General features: G+C 73.0%; 20 protein-coding genes. 9 read left to right on the top strand and 11 right to left on the bottom strand.

What is annotated here, in order from left to right; translation table 11 throughout:
- Positions 1 to 15 precede the first annotated feature (15 nt).
- Positions 16 to 1,179, top strand: coding sequence for an ABC transporter substrate-binding protein (locus K2F47_RS35945; RefSeq protein WP_242910637.1), 1,164 nt, complete (start codon positions 16 to 18; stop codon positions 1,177 to 1,179).
- On the opposite strand, the gene K2F47_RS35940 is transcribed toward K2F47_RS35945, so the two are convergent.
- Positions 1,167 to 2,318: an MFS transporter gene (locus K2F47_RS35940; RefSeq protein ID WP_242910636.1), complete on the bottom strand. Its 1,152-nt coding sequence runs from the start codon at positions 2,316 to 2,318 to the stop codon at positions 1,167 to 1,169. The two genes, K2F47_RS35945 and K2F47_RS35940, sit on opposite strands and share 13 nt — an antisense overlap.
- A 111-nt stretch (positions 2,319 to 2,429) precedes the next feature.
- Between K2F47_RS35940 and K2F47_RS35935 the strand changes: the two genes are divergently transcribed.
- Entirely contained in the window at positions 2,430 to 2,840 is a 411-nt protein-coding gene (locus tag K2F47_RS35935; RefSeq protein WP_242910635.1) for a MarR family winged helix-turn-helix transcriptional regulator, read from the top strand.
- Positions 2,841 to 2,843: 3 nt separating this feature from the next.
- Here K2F47_RS35935 and K2F47_RS35930 read toward each other — a convergent pair whose 3' ends face one another.
- On the bottom strand, positions 2,844 to 3,263 hold the full coding sequence (locus K2F47_RS35930) for a nuclear transport factor 2 family protein (RefSeq protein ID WP_242910634.1): 420 nt from the start codon (positions 3,261 to 3,263) through the stop codon (positions 2,844 to 2,846).
- Positions 3,260 to 4,198 carry a zinc-binding dehydrogenase gene (locus K2F47_RS35925; RefSeq protein WP_242910633.1) on the bottom strand — a complete coding sequence of 313 codons (939 nt, stop codon included), beginning with the start codon at positions 4,196 to 4,198 and terminating at the stop codon, positions 3,260 to 3,262. The genes K2F47_RS35930 and K2F47_RS35925 overlap by 4 nt, the downstream gene beginning before the upstream one ends.
- A gap of 115 nt (positions 4,199 to 4,313) precedes the next feature.
- Between K2F47_RS35925 and K2F47_RS35920 the strand changes: the two genes are divergently transcribed.
- Complete coding sequence (locus K2F47_RS35920) at positions 4,314 to 5,264, top strand: LysR family transcriptional regulator (RefSeq protein WP_242910632.1); 951 nt, start codon at positions 4,314 to 4,316, stop codon at positions 5,262 to 5,264.
- Here K2F47_RS35920 and K2F47_RS35915 read toward each other — a convergent pair.
- Complete coding sequence (locus tag K2F47_RS35915) at positions 5,251 to 6,081, bottom strand: helix-turn-helix transcriptional regulator (protein ID WP_242910631.1); 831 nt, start codon at positions 6,079 to 6,081, stop codon at positions 5,251 to 5,253. The two genes, K2F47_RS35920 and K2F47_RS35915, sit on opposite strands and share 14 nt — an antisense overlap.
- A 130-nt stretch (positions 6,082 to 6,211) precedes the next feature.
- Between K2F47_RS35915 and K2F47_RS35910 the strand changes: the two genes are divergently transcribed.
- From K2F47_RS35910 to K2F47_RS35895, 4 genes are all read left to right on the top strand, one after another.
- Positions 6,212 to 6,652, top strand: a complete 441-nt coding sequence (locus tag K2F47_RS35910; RefSeq protein ID WP_242910630.1) for a nuclear transport factor 2 family protein — start codon at positions 6,212 to 6,214, stop codon at positions 6,650 to 6,652.
- Complete coding sequence (locus K2F47_RS35905) at positions 6,652 to 7,515, top strand: Rossmann-fold NAD(P)-binding domain-containing protein (protein WP_242910629.1); 864 nt, start codon at positions 6,652 to 6,654, stop codon at positions 7,513 to 7,515. The genes K2F47_RS35910 and K2F47_RS35905 overlap by 1 nt, the downstream gene beginning before the upstream one ends.
- A 91-nt stretch (positions 7,516 to 7,606) precedes the next feature.
- Entirely contained in the window at positions 7,607 to 8,242 is a 636-nt protein-coding gene (locus K2F47_RS35900) for an RNA polymerase sigma factor (protein ID WP_242910627.1), read from the top strand.
- The gene (locus K2F47_RS35895; protein ID WP_242910626.1) at positions 8,239 to 8,763 is read left to right on the top strand and encodes a hypothetical protein; all 525 of its coding nucleotides are present in this window, start codon (positions 8,239 to 8,241) and stop codon (positions 8,761 to 8,763) included. Before K2F47_RS35900 ends, K2F47_RS35895 begins: the two co-directional genes overlap by 4 nt.
- Before the next feature lie 25 nt (positions 8,764 to 8,788).
- Here K2F47_RS35895 and K2F47_RS35890 read toward each other — a convergent pair whose 3' ends face one another.
- Positions 8,789 to 9,385, bottom strand: coding sequence for a beta/gamma crystallin family protein (locus tag K2F47_RS35890; protein WP_242910625.1), 597 nt, complete (start codon positions 9,383 to 9,385; stop codon positions 8,789 to 8,791).
- Positions 9,386 to 9,595: 210 nt separating this feature from the next.
- Here K2F47_RS35890 and K2F47_RS35885 point away from each other — a divergent pair, with 210 nt between their 5' ends.
- Entirely contained in the window at positions 9,596 to 10,123 is a 528-nt protein-coding gene (locus tag K2F47_RS35885; protein WP_242910624.1) for a SigE family RNA polymerase sigma factor, read from the top strand.
- A gap of 68 nt (positions 10,124 to 10,191) precedes the next feature.
- On the opposite strand, the gene K2F47_RS35880 is transcribed toward K2F47_RS35885, so the two are convergent.
- Positions 10,192 to 11,136: a LysR family transcriptional regulator gene (locus tag K2F47_RS35880; RefSeq protein ID WP_242910623.1), complete on the bottom strand. Its 945-nt coding sequence runs from the start codon at positions 11,134 to 11,136 to the stop codon at positions 10,192 to 10,194.
- Between the two features lie 132 nt (positions 11,137 to 11,268).
- Between K2F47_RS35880 and K2F47_RS35875 the strand changes: the two genes are divergently transcribed.
- Positions 11,269 to 12,534 carry an MFS transporter gene (locus tag K2F47_RS35875; protein ID WP_242910622.1) on the top strand — a complete coding sequence of 422 codons (1,266 nt, stop codon included), beginning with the start codon at positions 11,269 to 11,271 and terminating at the stop codon, positions 12,532 to 12,534.
- Between the two features lie 8 nt (positions 12,535 to 12,542).
- Here the strand turns inward: K2F47_RS35875 and K2F47_RS35870 are convergent, their stop codons facing one another.
- From K2F47_RS35870 to K2F47_RS35850, 5 genes are all read right to left on the bottom strand, one after another.
- Entirely contained in the window at positions 12,543 to 13,148 is a 606-nt protein-coding gene (locus K2F47_RS35870; protein ID WP_242910621.1) for a TetR/AcrR family transcriptional regulator, read from the bottom strand.
- A 137-nt stretch (positions 13,149 to 13,285) separates the two neighbouring features.
- Complete coding sequence (locus K2F47_RS35865; protein ID WP_242910620.1) at positions 13,286 to 13,711, bottom strand: hypothetical protein; 426 nt, start codon at positions 13,709 to 13,711, stop codon at positions 13,286 to 13,288.
- Between the two features lie 48 nt (positions 13,712 to 13,759).
- Complete coding sequence (locus K2F47_RS35860; RefSeq protein ID WP_242910619.1) at positions 13,760 to 14,344, bottom strand: isochorismatase family protein; 585 nt, start codon at positions 14,342 to 14,344, stop codon at positions 13,760 to 13,762.
- Between the two features lie 53 nt (positions 14,345 to 14,397).
- On the bottom strand, positions 14,398 to 15,150 hold the full coding sequence (locus K2F47_RS35855) for an SDR family oxidoreductase (protein ID WP_242910618.1): 753 nt from the start codon (positions 15,148 to 15,150) through the stop codon (positions 14,398 to 14,400).
- Between the two features lie 14 nt (positions 15,151 to 15,164).
- Entirely contained in the window at positions 15,165 to 15,671 is a 507-nt protein-coding gene (locus K2F47_RS35850) for a carboxymuconolactone decarboxylase family protein (protein ID WP_242910617.1), read from the bottom strand.
- Positions 15,672 to 15,758: the final 87 nt, after the last annotated feature.

The following is a 15,758-nucleotide window of genomic DNA, read 5'->3' as shown; positions in this document are numbered from 1 at the left end:
GTGTCGAGGATGTGATTGGATCGGCGTCCGCCGGGAGACGCCACCGAATCGTCAGACGGGAGACGCCAGCGCATGAGTACGTCACCATCCGGAGCGGGCCAGGCTGACGGATCGTCCATCCGGATCGGTGCCCTCGTTCCGCTGACCCGGCCCGGCTGGGTCGAGGCGGGCCGGCATCTGCTCGCGGGACTCGAACTGGCGGTCGGCGAGGTGAACGACGCCGGCGGGGTCGCCGGACGGCCGGTCGAGCTGGTGGTCCGCGATACCGCGGCCGACCCGGACAAGGCATCGGCGGCCGTAGAGGAACTCGCTCATCTGGGCGTGGTCGCGTTGGTGGGGGAGTACCACAGCGTCGTCGCCCGCGCCGTCGCCACCAAGGCCGACGCCCTCTCCCTGCCCTATCTCTGTTCGTCGGCGGTTCTCGACGCGCTCACCGAACAGCCGACGGAATGGGTCGCGCGTCTCGCTCCGGCGCAGTCCCGTGGCTGGCGCGTCTACGCGGATTTCCTGCTCGGCGCGGGGCACAGTCGCATCGCCGTGGCCACCGATTCGAGCGTTTACTGGACGGCCGGGACGCGCATTCTGCGCGACCACCTCGCTCCACACGGCGGCACGGTCATCGAACTCGACATGCGCGCGCTCACGCCCGCGGAACTGTGCGACGGGCTTGCCGGCAGCGGTGCGACGGCCCTTCTCCTTCTGGTCGGCAATCCGGAACCGGCGGTGCCGATCGTGACGGCCGTCCGCCGCGATCGGCGTCTCGCCGAGGTCGTGATCGGTGCTCCGGCCGGGCAACCGGAGTTCCCCGAATGGACGAGGCTGCTGGGCGGCGACGGCGCCGCGATCCCGTTCCTGCGCTATCTGCCCGAGCGTCTCGGCTCACTCGGTGCGCGAGTCGAGACGGCCCTCCAGGAACGGCTCGCCGAAACCCCTTCCTTCGTCGCCTTCGAGGGCTACGACGCGATCAGCGTCCTCGCCGGAATTCTGGGCGAGTACGGGACCGGCAGGCGGAGCGTCGCCGAGTCGTGGCCGCGCGTCTCGGTCGAGGGCACTCGCGGGCCGATCCGGTTCTCCCGCACGCCCGGAATCAGCGTCTGGCAATGGGCGTGGGCGCCGATCCACGTCGCCGATCGGGACCCTTCAGAACCCGATCGCTTCCGGATTCGTCACGCGGAGTGACCCGACCGGTCGCGGCGCATCGAGTAGAGCGCGACGGCCAGGCCCACGGCGGTGAGGGCGGCGGCGGCCGGGTAGATGGAACGCGGCCCCGGCCCGTCGATGATCCGTCCGCCGAGCCACCCGGCGGACGCGGCGGCCAGTTGGAAGCCGGAGGCGTTGACGGCGACGGCCAGGGTCGGGGCGGCCTGAGCGGTGGTCATCACCCGGGTCTGGAGGCCCGGAACGATCGCGAAGGCGAGGACGCCGAGCACGAACCACAGCACGGCGGACGGCGCCGCGTGGACGCTGGCCGTCCAGCCCACCGCGAGGACGCCCGCCAGCACGGCGAGCAGGCCGGCGAGCGAGGGCATGAGTGCCCGGTCGGCCAGCCACCCGCCCAGGAAGTTGCCCGCGACCGCGCCGGTCCCGTACACCAGCAGCAGGATCGGCAGCGCGCCGCCGGAGAAGCCGCTGACGTCGGTGGCCAACGGCGCCAGGAAGCTGAAGACGGTGACGGCCCCGAGGTTCCCCACGGCCGTCAGGACGATGGCGAGCACGACGTCCGGACGGGTGAACACGCGCAACTCGCCGAGCAGCGAGCCGACGCGGGGCGCGGGCCCGCCGGGGACGGACCGCAGCACGAGCACCAGGGCGACCGCGGTGAACACCGCGATCGCGGCGAAGGGCGCCCGCCAGCCGAGGTGGTGGCCGATGAGGGTGCCGAGCGGGGTACCGGCGACGATCCCCAGGTTCATCCCGAGCGTCAGCCGCGCCACCGTGGACGCCTGTCGGCCCGGCGCGGCGGTGGCGACGGCCGTGGAGATCGCGACGGCGAAGAAGGTGGCCACCACCAGCCCGGCGAGGAACCGCGAGACCAGCAGGACCGCGTAGCCGGGGGCCAGGGCGGACGCCGCGTTCCCGGCGATCGAGGTGCCCACGAGCCCGGTGACGAGCGGGCGGCGGGGCAGCCGCGCGGTCAGCGTCGTGACCACCGGCCCTCCGACGATCATGCCGAGCGCGTACGCGCTGACCAGCAGGCCCGCCGCCGGGATCGAGACCGACAGGCCGTCCGCCACGTCCGGCAGGATGCCCGCGATCACGAACTCTCCGGTGGTCAGGCCGAAGACCACGAGCATGAGCGAGAAGACCGGACGTGACATACCGCCGCCTAATAGTTCGAGTTCGAATGATGCGAGTCATAACTATCATGACTCGAAACACTGTCGCTAGACTCGGGGCATGCCGAACAGTCCTTCGCGGTGGTGGGGCCGGTGACGGAGCCGCAGGGGATCGACCGGGAGGTGTGCAAGCTCGTCCACCGGTTCGTCCAGCGGCTGGAGGCGCATGTGCGCCGCGCCGCCGACGACCTCGGCCTGACCCCCACGCAGGTGGTGGCGCTGCGGGAGCTCTCCGAGCCGATCACCGCGCGGGAGCTGGCCGACCGGATGGCGTGCGAGGCGTCCAACGCGACCTTCGTCATCGACCGGCTGGAGGAGCAGGGGCTGGTCGAGCGGCGGCCGCATCCGACCGACCGGCGCGCCAAGCGGATCGTGCTCACCCCCGCGGGCGAGCGGCGGAGGGGCGAGGTCCTGGAACGGCTCGGGACCTACTCGCCGCTGACCGCGCTCAGCGAGAGTCGGCAGGAGTCCTTGCGCGACCTGCTCCGCGACCTCGTCGTCTGACGCTCACACACGAGCGTCATGGTCCGGGAAGAGGACCGTGGCCGCATGCCGGGTGTCGGTGTACTCGACGACGGACGCGATGCGCCCGTCGCGGACGGTGAAGACGCCGGCGCAGCGGTTGTCATAGGCGGCGCCGTGGACGGTCCTGGCCCTGGACGTCCACTCGGCGACCACCCGGTCGCCCTCGGCGGTCGTGCCGACCAGTTCGATCTCCAGCGTGCCGGGGACCAGCAGCGGCTCCATGCCGCCCAGGAACTCGTCGACGATCGCGTCGCGGCCCCGCCACACCTTCGAGATGGGCAGGTCGCCGGGGTAGTGCCAGGTCGCGTCCTCGGCGAAGCTCGCGCGGACGACCTCGGCGTCGCCGTCGCGGACGGCCTCGACGTAGCGGACGACGACGGTGCGCGGGTCGGTGGTGGTCATGCTCGTGCTCCTTCGGTCATCAGGGTGAGGACGGCCTTGCCGCGCACGCGGCGATCGCGCAGGTCGGTGAGGGTCGTCGCGGCGCCGGCCCAGTCGGCGACGCGGCCGATCTCGGGATGCAGGCGGCCGCCCGCGGTCAGCCGGACGAGCTTGGCGAGGTCGTGGGCGAGGCGCGTGTCGGCGTCGAGGTAGTGGAAGTGGCGGACGGCGGCCGACTCGGGCCCGTCGAAGAAGTCGAAGAAGTCGAGCGTCACCGGGGTCCGGCTGGCCTGACCGAACCAGATGAGCGTGCCGCGCCCTGCCAGCCGCGCGAGGGCGCGGGGCAGGACCGGTCCGCCGACCGACTCCAGCACCAGGTCGTAGGGGCCGTGCGCGTCGGCCACGTCGTGGACGATCTCCGCCGCGCCCAGTTCGGTGAGCCGCGTCCCGCGGTCGGCGTCCCGGGTCACGGCGGTGACCTCGGCCCCGGCGGCCGCCGCGAGTTCGGTCACGAAGTGCCCCACGCCTCCGGACGCGCCGGTCAGCAGCATGCGCCGTCCGAGGACGGGACCGGCGGCGCGCAGCAGCCGCAGCGCCGTGAGCCCGGCCAGCGGCAGCGCCGCGCCCTGGATCGCGGAGACGGCGTCCGGCAGTTCCGCGAGAGCGCCGACCGGTACCGCGACGTACTCCGCCCAGCCGCCCGCCATGGGGTGGCCGATGACCCGCGTCCCGGCGACCGGGCCGCTCCCGTCGGCGGCCGGACGTACCACCAGCCCCGCGACGTCCTTGCCCGGCCGGTCACCCGGCGCGGGCCGCTCCAGCTTGAACGTCTCGCCCCGGTTGATCGAGAACGCCTCGACCCGCACGAGCGCCTCGTCCGGACGCGGCGCCGGTTCGGGGACCTCGGCGAACGCGACCGGTTCGGCGGGGTCGCCGGTCGGAACGAGTGCCTTCATCGTCGACTGCCTCCTCGGTGGGTGCCTCGCCTCCACCTCACCGGACGTCGCGCCCGCCCGGCCAACAACGCGACCGACCGGCCGACAACGGATCGTTGTCGCATATGGTCAGGGCGTGGATCTCGACCTGGCGCTGGTCCGCGCGTTCGCCGTGACCGCCGAGACGCTGCACTTCGGCCGCGCCGCCGAACGGCTGGGCACGAGCCAGCAGGCGCTGTCCAAACGCGTCGCGCGGCTGGAGGCGGTGCTGGCGGTCCGGCTGTTCGAGCGGCGGGGCGGCATCAGGTTGACCGAGGCGGGCGAGCGGTTCCTGCCGGTCGCGCGGGAGGCGCTCGCGGCGGGGGACCGCGCGGTCGCGGCCGTGACGGGCGCCGGGACGGTCGTCCGGATCGACACGTGGGGCCACCTCTACGCGCCGATGCGCACCATCGCCCCGGCGGTCCAAGAGTTGGGCGGGGTGCGGTTGGAGCCGGGCCCGGGACGGGACTGGCCGTCGGTGGCGGCGGCCTTGTCGCGCGGCGACACCGACCTGGGATTCGGCCGGGTGCATCCGCTGCCGGACGGGCGTGCCGCGGGCCTCGCCGAGCGGCTCGTCCGGCTGGAACCGGTGGACGCGGTGGTCGGCGCGTCCCACCCGCTGGCCCACGCCGACGAGCTGCGTCCGGCGGACCTGCGCGACAGCGCGCTCTGGTGCCCGGCCGAACTCGACCGCCTGGACTTCCTGCGCCGCTTCGCCGACGAGTTCCAGATCACGCGGCGGCAGGACGGACCCAACCTGGGCCTGGACCACCTCGTCCAGCACCTGCGCGCCGACGCCTCGTGTTTCACGCTGTTCCCCGCCGACGCGCCGCTGCCCGACCGCGCGGGGCTGCGCTCGATCCCGCTCGTCCGGCCGACGCCGCTGTACGCGTGGTCGCTGGCCTGGCGCGGGTCCCATCGCCGCCCGTGGCTCGACCCGCTCCTGCGCGGCTTCACCGAGCTGGGCCGCGCCGCCCGCTGGCTGGACTACGTCCCCGAGCGCGACTGGCTCCCCGGCACCGACCGCGCGAAACTCACGGACGCATAAGGTCGAGCGCGGCCGCGCTCGGGCTGCCCTGCTCCGCCGTGTAGAGGACGAGCCGCAGGTCGGTGCCGGGCAGCAGCAGCGTCTGGCAGTCCAGCGCGAGCGGGCCGAGCGTCGGGTGGCGCAGGTGCTTGCGCAGCGTCGGGACGGGGCGCACGTCGTGGTCGCGCCATCCGGCGGCGAAGTCCGGGCTGTGCGCGGCGAACGCGTTGACGAGCTCGCCCAGCACGCGGTCGGACGGGTGGCGGGCGCGGGCCGCGCGCAGTTGGGCAGCGGATTGCCGGGCGAACTCGCCCTCCGCCCCGGCGGGCGCCGAGCAGACGGTGCCGCCCAACCGGATGGACAGCCGCACCGTGTTGCGCTCCCCGGCGGGCAGCGAGCCGAAGTCGATGATCAGTGCCGCCGCCGCGTCGTTCCAGGCGAGGACGTCCTGCCGTGCGTCGACGACGTAGGCGGGCAGCGGCACGAGCCGGTCCAGCAGGCGCCGGGCGTCGTCCGGTACCGGCGTCCGGTCCGCCTCCCTGCCGACGGGGGCCTGCCCGGCCAGCCGCGCCAGATGCTCGCGTTCGGCGGCGGTGAGCCGCAGCGCCGTCCCGAGCGCGGCCAGCACCTGCGCGGACGGACGCCGCGCGCGGGCCTGCTCCAGCCGCTCGTAGTAGCTGGTCGACACCCCGGCCAGCGCCGCGACCTCCTCGCGGCGCAGCCCGGGGGTGCGCCGGGCGCGGCGTCCGGGCGGGTGGACGGCCGCGGCGGGCATCTGCTCCGGACGCAGCGCCTCCCGCCGGCGGCGCAGGAAGTCGGCCAGTTCACCGCTGCTCACCCGCCCAGGCTGGCACAGGCCGCCCGGCTTAGCCACGGACCGGTGGTCCGGGGCTGGGCCGGCCGTTCCCGGGCGACGGTCGCGGGGCGAGCCTGGCCTGGTCGTCATCTACCGAAACCGGAGGGCCATCGTGCCGCGCACCCCTGAGGAAACGTTCCGCCTGCTGCTGGATCTGCTGCTGGCCAAGGACATGGACGCCATCGCCGACCTGTGGGCACCGGAGGGCACCGGCGAGTTCCCGTTCGCCATAGGGACCTCGCCACGGCACCTGGCCGGACGGGAGGAGATCCGCGGCTACCTGTCCGGATACCCGGAACGCATGGACGTGCGGGCGATACCGGCGGTCACCGTGCATCGCACCGGACGTCCGGACACGATCGTGGTGGAGTTCAGTGTCGACGGGCGCACGGTGCGCACCGGCGAGCCCTACCGGCTGGACTACATCTCGGTCATCACCGTCCAGGACGGACTGATCACCCGCTACCGGGACTACTGGAACCCGCTGGCCGCCGCCGCGGCGGCGGGGACGCTGCCCGAGCTGCTCGGCCTCCCGCGCCCGGAGGCCTTCTGATGGCGGGCGTGCTGGTCACCGGCGGCACCGGGAAGACCGGGAGCGTGCTGGCCGAGGTGCTGCGCGGCGGCGGAGTGCCGATCAGGGTGGCGAGCCGCCACCCGTCCGCCGGCGATCCGGACGCGGTCCGGTTCGACTGGGCCGACCCCGCCACCCACGCCGACGCGCTGCGCGGGATAGACCGGGTCTACCTGGTGCCCCCGGTGAACACCGTGGATCCGATGCCGCGGGTGGGGCCGTTCCTGGACGAGGCGGAACGGCTCGGTGTGCGCCGCGTGGTGCTTCTCGGCTCCGCGATCGACCTGCCGGACGCCCCCGGCCCGCTGGAGCTGGCCGCGCGGGTGCGGGCCAGGCCCGGGTGGGCGGTGCTGCGCCCGTCCGGGTTCATGCAGAACTTCACGGGCGCGCATCCGGTGGCCGAGCGCATCCGGCGGGACGGAGAGATCCGCACCGCCGCGGGTGACGGACGGCTCGGCTGGATCGACGCGCGCGACATCGCCGCCGCCGCGTCCGCCCTGCTGACGGGCCCGCCCGACCCCGCGGACCGGCGTGACCACCTGCTGACCGGCCCGGCGGCGCTGAGCTACCGGGACGCGGCGGCGATCATCACCGCCCGCACCGGCCGTCCGATCCGGGTGCGGCACATCGGCGTGGACGAGCTGGCGGGGAACTACCGCGCCGCCGGCATTCCGGCCGCGTTCGCCGCCGCGCTCGCCGGGGTGGACGCGGGGATCAGGGCCGGCCGGGAGGACCTGGTCAGCACGGCGGTCCTCGACCTGACCGGCCGTCCGCCCCGGTCGTTCGCCGAGTTCGTCCGAGACCACGCGGAGGAGTGGGCGGGCCCGGCGGCACCCGGGCGGTGACCCCATGGCGCCCGGGCGGTGACCCCATCCGGACACCTCCTCGCACCCCCCATGGGCGGAACCTTGGGGAGGTAGGCGGACATAGGAGGATGTGAACATCTCCGTCGACGGTTCCGAGCCCGGGAGCCCACACGACCGGCCGCGCACCGACGCGGCGCTGTGGTCCGCCGCGGCCGACGGTGACGGTGACGCGTTCGGCATGCTGTTCGAGCGGCATTCGGACGCGGTCTACAACCACTGCTTCCGCCGCACCGCCGACTGGGCCGTGGCCGAGGACCTCACCTCGCTCGTGTTCCTCCAGGCGTGGCGGCGCCGCCGCGCGGTCGCGATGACCGGCGAGTCGGTGCTGCCGTGGTTGCTGGCGGTGGCCAACAACCTGCTGCGCAACGCCGACCGGATGAGCCGGCGGCAACGGCGGCTCATGGCGCGGCTGCGCCCCGCCGCCACGCCGGCGAGCGACCCCGGCATCGAGGAGGACCTGGCCGCCCGGGTCGACGACGAGCGCACCATGCGCCGCATCCGGGACGGGCTCGGCCGCCTGCCGCCCGCCGAGCGCGAGGTGCTGGCGCTGGTCGCGTGGTCGGGGCTGTCCTACGCCGATGTCGCCGTCGTGCTGAAGGTCCCGGTCGGCACGGTCAAGTCCAGACTCGCGCGGGCCAGGACGCGGCTGCGCCAGATGCTTCCCGACGACGCCCTCGAAGGCATTCAGGAGAACGGACTGCGATGAACGACTCCCTGGACGAGCCCCGCCTTCCGCGGCCGCGGCCGATGCCGCCGCACCGGCGCGCGGCCCGCGCCGAGCTGCTGGCCCGCGCGATCACCCGCCGTCCCTGGTCGTGGCGGCGGCGGACGGTGGTCGCGGTGCCGCTCGCCGGCGCCGTCGCGCTCGGCACCATCGGCGCCTTCGCCTTCGTCGCCCACCAGGAGCCCGCGGCGCAACGGAACACGATTCGTTGCTACAGCACCAGTAAATGGGACGACGACGGCTTCTACAGCGAGGTCGCCAAGGCGGTCCCCGCAGGAGAAGTCGCCGGGTCCGCGGTGATCGGCGATGTGCTCGACGCCTGCGCGACGCTGTTCCGGCAGGGATTCCTGCGGGAGGGAGATTCCCGCCTGCACGAGGATACCGACGGCGCGGCGACCCGTCCGGTGCCGAGGCTGGCCGCGTGCGTTCTGCCGTCCGGTCAGGTCGCGGTGTTCCCGAACGCCACGTGCCGCCAGCAGGAACTGCCGGACCTCGCCGAATAGCGACACTCGGGCATAGGGCGGCGAGTCAGATCCACTTGATGGAGGACGTCCTGTCGTTCATGGCATTTCCGATGTAGGAGGTGGTGTTCCGGTAGCCGGTGCTGATGCCCTGGAAATTGATGTCCTCCCAGTGGTCGCTCTGGCATTTGGCATAGGTCCGGAACGAGGAGATCTGGTCGTTCCACCATCCGCTGACGCTGGCGGCCTGCCATTCCACGTCGTTCGAGTCGTTGCAGCCGCTGGAGGCCTCCCACGTCAGGGACGTGCCCTGGAAGTCCTTGTGCTCGAAGGAGATCTCGATGACGGTCGAGGCGATTCCCGCCGCGCGGCCCTTCGGCGTCGCGAGGGCGTTCAGGCGGACGTTGAAGCCCTTGTCGACCACGGCCGAGCGGGCGTTCTCGGGAGCATCGGCGATCGTTCCGTTGGTGGCGTCGTTGATCGCTTCGGTAAAGGTGGCATAGCAGCTCACGCGACCGGATTCGGTCAGGTGGACGACGCAGTGCCGGACGGGGGACGACGCCGCGCCGGACCCCGGCGGCGGTGCCGCGCTCGCCGCCGTCCAGGGGAGGAAGGCGCTGGCGGCGGCCGCGATGGTGGCGGCGGTGGGCAGGAAGGCGCGCATCGGTCGATCGACCTCCGGGAATCGGGTCGGCTGTTCACCTGATCTTGTGCTGGAACGCAAGCAGTAGGGGTTTACCACGATGGCCGCACCGCCGAACGCTCAGTAGCTTTCGGCTATCCGCAAAAGCGGCCGTTGAACGGCCTCGCCGTCTACACGCGCCACCCGCCGCCGTCCGCTGCATCGGCGGCCCGAGATCTTTGGATGTGCCCCGTGGACCCGAACCCCGACGATGGCTTCTCCACCTACGTCAGGCAGGTCAGACCCGAATTGCGGCGGAGGGCCTTCTTACTCTGCGGCGACTGGTTCGAGGCCGACGACCTGACTCAGCAGACCCTGGTCAAGGTGTTCCTCCAGTGGCCGCGCCTGGACAACCGCGAAAAGCTGACCGGCTTCACCCGCACGGTCATGGTCCGCACCTACATCAGCGAGCGCCGGGCCGCCCGCTGGACGCGCGAGATCCTCGCCGACCGCGACCCCGAGCCCGCGACCTGTGATCAGGGGTATTGCGACCACCAGCCATTGCTGTCCGCGCTGGACAGGCTCGCCCACCGGCAGCGCGCGGCCATTGTGCTGCGCTTCTGGGACCAGCTCAGCGTGCGCGAGATCGCGGACGTCCTCGGCTGCGCGCCGACGACGGTGCGCAGCCAGACCTCCCGCGCCCTGGCCACCCTCCGCTCCCTTCTGCGACGCGATTCCTCGTCCCGTGGCGGCGGGAGTCAGGGCCTGGTTCGGCAATGACCTGTTCATGAGCGATTCCCCGTCTCCGCCACGGTGAGACGACGAAAATATCCCCGATATCCGCGCCGCTAGGCCGCGTTTTCGACCAGCGTCCATGACGGCGCCCATATCTCGCCGTCGCGGAGGCCGGGCCGCCTGGTGCACAGGTGGTCGCGCAGGACCGCGAGCGCCGGGTGCGGGTTGTCGCGATGCCACACCAGGGAGTGCGGGTAGACCGGGGTCGGGTCCCGCAGGGCGACGCGCCGCAGGCCGTGGTCGGCGGGCCAGACGAGCCGCGTCCGCTCGCCGACGAAGGTCGCCAGCGTGCGCGAGTCGGCGATGGTGTCCAGCAGCGGCTCGGTGCCGAAGTCGGGGCCGGTGACCTCGATGGTGAGCCCGAACGCGGCGGCGAGGTCGTCGTAGTAGGCGGCCCACTCGGTTCCGGGGACGATCCCGGGCATCCAGATCCGGCGCCCGGCGAGGCTCGCGGGCGCGACCGCGCGGGCGGCGGCGAGCTCGTGGGACGGGCCGGTCAGCAGCTGGATCGGCTCGTCGGAGACCCGGACGGCGCCGATGCCGTCGGGGAGCTGCCGGCCCGGCATCGTGACGGCGCGGAAGGTCGCGTCGATCGTCCCGGACCGGACGGCGTCGACGGCCGCGTCGGCGTCGAAGAGGGTCACGACGTCGAGCTCGACCTCGGGGTGCGCGCGGTGGAAGTCACGCAGCAGCCCGGCGGGGGCGAGCCGGCGTCCGATCACGTCGACGCGCAGCGCCCGGCGGCCGGGCCGGACGGAGGCGACGGCCCGCTCCTCGGCCCGCAGGAGATCGCGCGCGTGGGGCAGGAACGCCTGCCCGTCGATGGTGAGCGCCGCCCCGCGCGCGGTGCGGGTGAACAGCCGGACGCCGAGGGCCTTCTCCAGCGTCGCGACCCGCTTGGAGACGCCCTGCTGGGTGATCGACAGTTCGGCGGCGGCGTCCTGGAACCGTCCCGCGTCGGCGACGGCCACGAAGGCGCGCACGGCATCGAGATCCACGCCTCCATCGTAGGGGTACAACCAATGGTTGTGCTCACGGGCCGATCGGTTGTTTGATCTCGCGGTCCGCCACTCGCTTGGATGCCGGTGGTCGGCGGGTGGTCGTTCGGATCGGTGCGAGGTGCGTCGGGCATGACGGGTGGGCGGACGCTCGGGTGGCGGTTCGCGTGGCTGTGGGGGGCGTACGCGGTCAGCGCCTACGGCACGGGGTTCGGGTTCGGCGCGTTCCCGCTGATCGCGGTGCTCGTGCTGGACTCCGGGCCGACCCAGGTGGCGGTCCTCGCCGCCGCCGGACGGGCGGTCGGCGCCCTGCTCGCCGTGCCGCTCGGCCCCTGGGTCGAGTTCCACCGCAAGCGGCCCGTCATGATCGCGATGGACCTGGTCCGGTTCACGGCGATGATGAGCGTGCCCGCCGCGTTCGCGCTCGGCCGGCTCGCCTTCGTCCAGCTCCTCGTGGTGTCGGTCGTGGTCGCGGCGGCCGACATCGCCTTCAAGGCGGCCTGCGGCGCGTACCTGAAGGCGCTCGTGCCGCCGGGGGACCTGCTCGTCGCGAACGGCCGGTTCGAGTCCACGACCTGGAGCGCGACCGTGGTCGGACCGCCGCTCGGCGGCGCCGCGATCGGCGTCTTCGGCCCGGTGGCGACCGTGGTGGCCGACGCGGTGAGCTACCTGCTCTCGGCGCTCGGCCTCCGTGCCATCGGCGGCGGCGAGCCGCGCCCGGCGCGCGCCGAGCGGTCCCGCCTGCGCGCCGGTGACCTGGTCGAGGGCTGGCGGCACATCCTGCGGCATCCGGTGCTGCGTCCGCTGCTGTTCAACACCGTCCTGGCCAACGGCCTGATCATGGCGACCGAGCCGCTGATGGCCGTGCTCCTGCTCGGACGGCTCGGCTTCGCGCCCTGGCAGTACGGCCTGGCGTTCGCGGCGCCCTGCGTCGGCGGCCTCCTCGGCGCGCGCATGGCGCACCGGCTCGCGGCGCGGTTCGGGCGGCACCGGGTGCTGCTGGCCGCCGGGACGCTGCGCGCGTGCTGGCCGGCCGGGCTGGCGTTCGTCGGGCCCGGCGCCCCCGGGATCGTGCTCGTCATGGTCCTCCAGTTCGGCCTGGTGACCTGCTGCGGACTGTTCAACCCGCTGGTGGCGACGAGCCGGCTCGACCACACCGCACCGGACCGGGTCGCCCGGACCCTGACCGCGTGGTCGGTCAGCAGCAGCGCCGCGATCGCGGCGCTGACCGCCCTGTGGGGCCTGCTCGCCGCGCTCACCAGCCCCCGGACCGCGATCGCGGCCGCCGGAGTGCTCCTGCTGGCCACGCCGCTGCTGCTCCCGCGCCGCGACTCCGCCGCCGCCCAGGAGGCGAGCGAACCGGCCGCGCCCGACGACCGGGTCGTCTCGCGGCGGTAGGGCCCTCGTCAGGTCGCATCCGCGTCCGGGATGGCGGGGTGGATGCCGCCGAGCGCGATGCCGAGGAGACGGTCGGCCTCCGCCGCGCCGTCCGGCCGCCGCTCGGTGATCAGGCAGATGCCGGTGACCAGCATGAGCAGATCCATGATCACGATGTCGGACCGGACGGCGCGGGCCGCGCGGGCGCGGGCCAGCAGGCCCTCGCCCGCCGTCACGATCTTGTCGTGCACCGAGGCGCCGCACACGTCGTGGCCACCGGGTATCAGGGAGGCGGCGAGGCCCCGGCTGGACGCGGCGTGGCGGGCGACCGCGCGCAGCCACGCGTCCAGCGCGCCCGCCGGGTCGGGGGCGGTCGCGAGGTCGCGGGCGGCGGCGCACAGGTCCTCGGCGGCGTCCTGGAAGACCGCGTCCAGCAGCGCCCGCCGGGACGAGAAGTGCCGGTGCAGGGTCGCCGACCCGACGCCGGCGCGGCGGGCGATCTCCTCCAGCGACGCCTCGGCGCCGTGTTCGGCGACGGCCGAGACGGCCGCGCCGAGGATCCGGTCGCGGTTGCGGCGCGCGTCGGCGCGCATCCGCCGCCCGGCCCGGGTCGAGGTGACGCTGCCGTCAGCCATGGGGACCTCCATCGTGAGATTTCCAAACGGGGCGGCCCTCCATAACGTACTCACCGCCAAGCGGCGCGATGCCCCGCTTGGCGGTTTCGATACTTAAATACTTAAATGCCGATGTATGGCTGAATTGCCGTCCCTGGTCAGTCGGCGGCGCGGGACCGGCCGGGGGACCACACCCGTGCCACCATGACGGCGCCCGCGCCGAACAGCGCCACGCCGAGGGGCACGTGGACCGCGACGTCGCCGCTGGCGCCGACGAGAAACTGGACGCTGACCAGCAGGGCCATCGACACGGTGACGACCAGGTGGCGCGCCGACCCGTGGCCCACCCGCCACACCAGGAGCGCGGCGATGAACCGTACGGCCACCGCGAACGAGACGACGGCGGCGGTGGTGTGGTGCAACTGGTGGGGACCCTCGTTCGAGAGGAGTTGGCCGGCCGTGATTCCCTGCGTCAACAACGCGGCGGCCAGGAACAGCGTTGACGCCTTCAGCAGGCCGAAGAACCGGGGAGCTGAGGTGTGCTCCGTGTGCGCCGGAGAACTCAGCTGGTTCGACGATGACACGGCATCGCTCCTTGATGGTTGTCCTGGGACGGTCGGCGCCGCGAGGGGTCAGACACGGGTCTTGGCCAGCAGGTCGATGATCTCGGCGGTGGTGGCGCTCTCACCGAGCAGCGGGAAGATCCGTTCGATGCTGTTGCGATGTGCCTCCACGCGCAGATCGGTCATGGCGTCGGTCGCCAGCGTGACGTTGTAGCCGTGTTCGTAGGCGGCGCGGGCGGTGGAGTCCACGCCGATGCTGGTGGCGATCCCGGCCAGCACGACCTGGGTGACGCCGCGGCGGCGCAGTTGCAGGTCGAGATCGGTGCCGTAGAACGCGTTGAAGGAGCGTTTGGTCACGGTGATGTCGTCGGGGTGGCCGGCCAGGTCGTCGACGATGGCGTCCCAGCCCGCGGGCAGGGAGCCGGGCGGGCGCGGGGTCTCGGTGCGTCCCGGAGCCGCGTCCGAGCCGTCCGCCCGCGCCGTGACCCGGACCAGGACGACCGGAGCCTCGTGGGAGCGGAAGGCGTCGGCCAATGCGACCGCACGGGCCACGACCTCGGCGCCGGTGAGGGGAGTCGCGGGACGGGCCACGATGGCGTTCTGCAGGTCGATGAGGACGAGCGCGGTCGTGGAGTCGATCGTGGTGACGGGCATGAACAGCTCTCTTTCCGAAGTGAGGTTGTGGGGGAGACCGTGACACGGCCGGGTCAGGGCTGGGCGTCGAGCCACTCCCGGAAGGTGGGGCCGGCGAGGACGGCGTGCGGGCCGGGCAGGAACCCGCCCTCGGCGGCGATCTCGGCGTCGGGCATGCCCGAGCCGTCGACGCCGACGACCTTGACGCCTCGGCGGGCGCCGAGGAGCGCCGCCGCCTCCGCCATGGTCTCCGTGCGGGGCCCGGCGACCTCGGGGATCGGTGCTCCCGGAGCGGGCTCGCCTGGTTCGAGGGCCAGGTCGACCAGGACCTCGGCCACGGTGCGGCAGGCCACGAGTTGGGTCGGCAACGCCGGAACATAGGCGACTTCACCCTGCCGCCAGTCCAGGAACTGCCCGACGAATTCGTGGAACTGCGCGGCCCGGAGAATGCGAACGGGGAGCGGGCCGGACAGGAGGAGTTCCTCGTGCGCCTTCTTGGCGGCGACGAACCCGGCGGTCGCCTTGTCGGCACCGATGATGGACGCCATGACGATCCGCGCGGCCCCCGCCTTCTCACCGTGCTCGTGCAGGTTGGCGGCCGACGTCGTGAAGAACTCCGTGGCGGCGTCCTGATCTGAGGCGTGCCACGAGGCGACGTCGATGACGATCTCGGTCCCGGCGAGCGCCTCGGCCAGACCCTCACCGGTGATGATGTCCACGCCGGTGGCCCTGGACATCGGAACGACCTGGTGCCCTCGTTCGGTGAGGACGTCGACGACGTGGCGTCCCAACCGGCCGGTCGCTCCCGCCACTGCGAATCTGCTCATTTCTGCTGCCCTTCTCACGCGCTGTAATTCTGGCCGGGAGGCATACCGGGGATCGGCTTGGCGATGAGCGCCGCGGGGGTGAAGAAGCCGATGTGGGCGATCGCCATGATGAGCGTCCAGAGCGCCCTGTCGTCGTAATGCTCGGCTGCCTTGGCGTGCAGCTCGTCCGGGACGCGCTCCCCGGACGGGGACGGCGTGAGGACCGCCTCCACCAGTTCCAGCGCGACTCGTTCGGCATCGCTGTAGTAGGCGGCGTCCTGCCACGTCGCCACGGCGGTGATGCGCTCCTCCGGTTCCCCCATCTCGCGGAGGTTGGCGGTTTCCCGAATGGTGAAGTACGTGCTTCCCAGAATCTGTCCCGCGCGGAGATGCATCAGGCTGACGGTGACCCGTGGAACAACGCCGTTCTGAATGACCTTGTGCAGGGGCCCTGCGATCTCGACCATTTCGGGGAGGAACTGGACGGGTTCCGGCATGCGCGACCGCCGGCCCTCCTGCTCGGCCTGGGTGTGTGCGGGCATGGTCTTCCTTCTCTCGGGTTCGACTCATGGCGTCCTGACGAACACGAGACGCCGGCGCCCCCAGGGCCGTAACAGCGTGGCCCTGTG

Origin of the sequence: Actinomadura terrae (assembly GCF_022751215.1) — a bacterium.
GTDB lineage: Bacteria > Actinomycetota > Actinomycetes > Streptosporangiales > Streptosporangiaceae > Spirillospora > Spirillospora terrae.
This window is presented reverse-complemented; position numbering and strand designations above follow the sequence as displayed.